Raw genomic sequence first — 2,292 nt, 5'->3', positions numbered from 1 at the left:
CCGTTGCGGGTACTACCACCAGCTTTCTTATGAGCCATGTTAAATCCTCTTTAAATTTGTCAAATCTTAGGCAGTGATGCCAGTGATTTCGATTTCTGTATAAGATTGGCGATGTCCCATCTGTTTCCGATGGTGCTTACGACGACGGAATTTGATGATTTTGACTTTGTCCGCACGACCAACTGAGGCCACTGTTGCTGTGACTTTTGCGCCGTCTAAGAAGGGTGCGCCAACTTTAATGTCTTCGCCTTCACCGATCAATAAAACTTCACCCAGTTCAATGGTATCACCCACTTCACCTGGCAATTTTTCAACGCGGAGCTTTTCGCCCTCTTTAACACGGTACTGCTTACCACCAGTCGCGACAATAGCGTACATCGCTTTCTCCAAAAAAATAAAATGTTATTGTGGGTAACCCAACAAAAGACCGAGAATTTTAACTGCTTTCTACTTACAGATCAAATGCAAATTGAATTATTTGCGAATCACCGTAACCCATGAGAAAGTACGCGTTTAATTAATTTAGACAGGCAGACAAACGCCCCGTGGATATACAATCCATTTACGCACTTATCCAACAGGATATGGATGCAGTTGACGCAATGATACAACATCGGCTGCAATCAGATGTTGTATTAATCAATCAGCTAGGACATTACATCATCAATAGTGGCGGCAAACGCTTGCGCCCGGCTATTGCTTTGTTAAGTGCCCGAGCTTGCAATCATCAGGCAACTGCGCACATTAATCTTGCAACGATTATCGAATTTATTCATACCGCGACCCTGCTGCATGATGATGTGGTTGACAACTCAACTCTGCGCCGCGGCCAGGAAACTGCCAATAGCGTTTGGGGAAATGAAGCCAGTGTATTAGTAGGCGATTTTCTCTATACCCGCGCATTTGAAATGATGGTGGAACTCGATTCGATGCGTTTAATGAAGATCCTTTCGCATACCACCAATGTGATTGCTGAAGGTGAAGTTTTACAATTATTAAATGTACATGATGCTGATACCACCGAAGAACGCTACTTGCAGGTGATTCATCATAAAACCGCCAAATTGTTTGAAGCGGCAGGTCAGTTAGGCGCTTTAATCAGCAACGCATCTGATGAAATTGAAATGGCTTTGGCTCAATACGCAATGCACCTTGGCAGCGCTTTTCAGTTGGTGGATGACTTGCTTGATTACAGTGCTTCAAGCGAGACCATCGGTAAAAATATTGGTGATGATCTGGCTGAAGGTAAACCGACATTGCCTCTTATTTATGCCATGCAGCATGGCTCTGCGGCCCAATCCGCCATCATTCGTGAAGCGATTGAAAAAGGCCAACGCGATAAGATCAATGACATTATTGAGATTATCCACAGTTCCGGAGCCATTGATTACACTGCGGCAGCAGCACGTAAAGAAGCTGAACAGGCTAAGGCCATTCTCGACATAGTTGCAGATTCTGAATACAAAACGGCGTTGATAGGCCTTGCCGATTTTGCAGTTTCGCGTGAATTTTAGTTCAACCTATGATCTTTATTGCTTATGTTTATCTAATGCGGCTTGCTTAGGCTGACAACTATGGCTGAAATCTATAAATATCATATGTTTATTTGCACGCATCAGCGTGATGATGGCACAGATTATTGTGAAGAACACGGCGCGCAGTCACTGCGTGACTATGCCAAACAACGTGTCAAAGAACTCAATTTAAAAAAAGTCCGCGTAAACAACTCCGGCTGCCTGAATCGCTGCAAACTTGGCCCGATAATGGTGATTTATCCAGAAGGCGTCTGGTATCAATATCATGATAAAGCGGATATTGATGAGATCATCGACAGTCATCTGGTGAACGGAAAAATTGTCGAGCGGCTGTTAAAATGACACCGCAGCAATATTGCCGGGATAAAGCGGCAAAAAGCGGTTCAAGCTTCTACTACAGCTTCCTTTTTTTACCCGTAAAAAAACGTGATGCCATCATGGCTTTGTATGCTTTTTGCCGGGAAGTTGACGATGCCGTCGATGAAATCAGTGATCCAATGGTTGCCACCCAAACCCTTGCCTGGTGGCGTCAGGAAATATCAAGAACCTTTAGCGGACAAGCCACACATCCGGTTGGTAAAGCTTTAGCTGATACCTTGCAAGATTTTGATCTGCATGAAGAATATTTCCACGAGATCATTGACGGCATGGAAATGGATTTAAGCCAACATCGTTATCCAGCCTATAAAAACCTAGCCTTATATTGTCACCGTGTTGCCAGTGTTGTCGGCCTGCTTTCAGCACAGATCTTCGGTTT

General features: G+C 44.1%; 4 protein-coding genes. 3 read left to right on the top strand and 1 reads right to left on the bottom strand.

The genetic code is table 11. The features are described 5' to 3' along the window. Window positions 1-66 precede the first annotated feature (66 nt). Window positions 67-378, bottom strand: coding sequence for a 50S ribosomal protein L21 (rplU, locus tag Q7V21_RS08090; RefSeq protein ID WP_069295453.1), 312 nt, complete (start codon window positions 376-378; stop codon window positions 67-69). 167 nt (window positions 379-545) lie between these two features. Here rplU and ispB point away from each other — a divergent pair, with 167 nt between their 5' ends. From ispB to Q7V21_RS08075, 3 genes are all read left to right on the top strand, one after another. After that, on the top strand, window positions 546-1,514 hold the full coding sequence (gene ispB, locus Q7V21_RS08085) for an octaprenyl diphosphate synthase (RefSeq protein WP_304916802.1): 969 nt from the start codon (window positions 546-548) through the stop codon (window positions 1,512-1,514). A 60-nt stretch (window positions 1,515-1,574) separates the two neighbouring features. Further along, entirely contained in the window at window positions 1,575-1,877 is a 303-nt protein-coding gene (locus Q7V21_RS08080) for a ferredoxin (RefSeq protein ID WP_304916801.1), read from the top strand. Further along, the coding region (locus Q7V21_RS08075; RefSeq protein WP_304916800.1) for a squalene/phytoene synthase family protein at window positions 1,874-2,292 on the top strand (419 nt) is incomplete at its 3' end. The genes Q7V21_RS08080 and Q7V21_RS08075, both read left to right, overlap by 4 nt.

Source organism: Methylophaga sp. (assembly GCF_030651745.1).
Note: the sequence above shows the minus strand (reverse complement) of the source record. Positions and strands in the feature narration are given on the sequence as shown.

Bases quoted from the DNA above. Each gene is read 5' to 3' on its own strand.
- Q7V21_RS08080 (WP_304916801.1), top strand. From the start codon at position 1,575: ATGGCTGAAATCTATAAATATCATATGTTTATTTGCACGCATCAGCGT.
- rplU (WP_069295453.1), bottom strand. From the start codon at position 378: ATGTACGCTATTGTCGCGACTGGTGGTAAGCAGTACCGTGTTAAAGAG.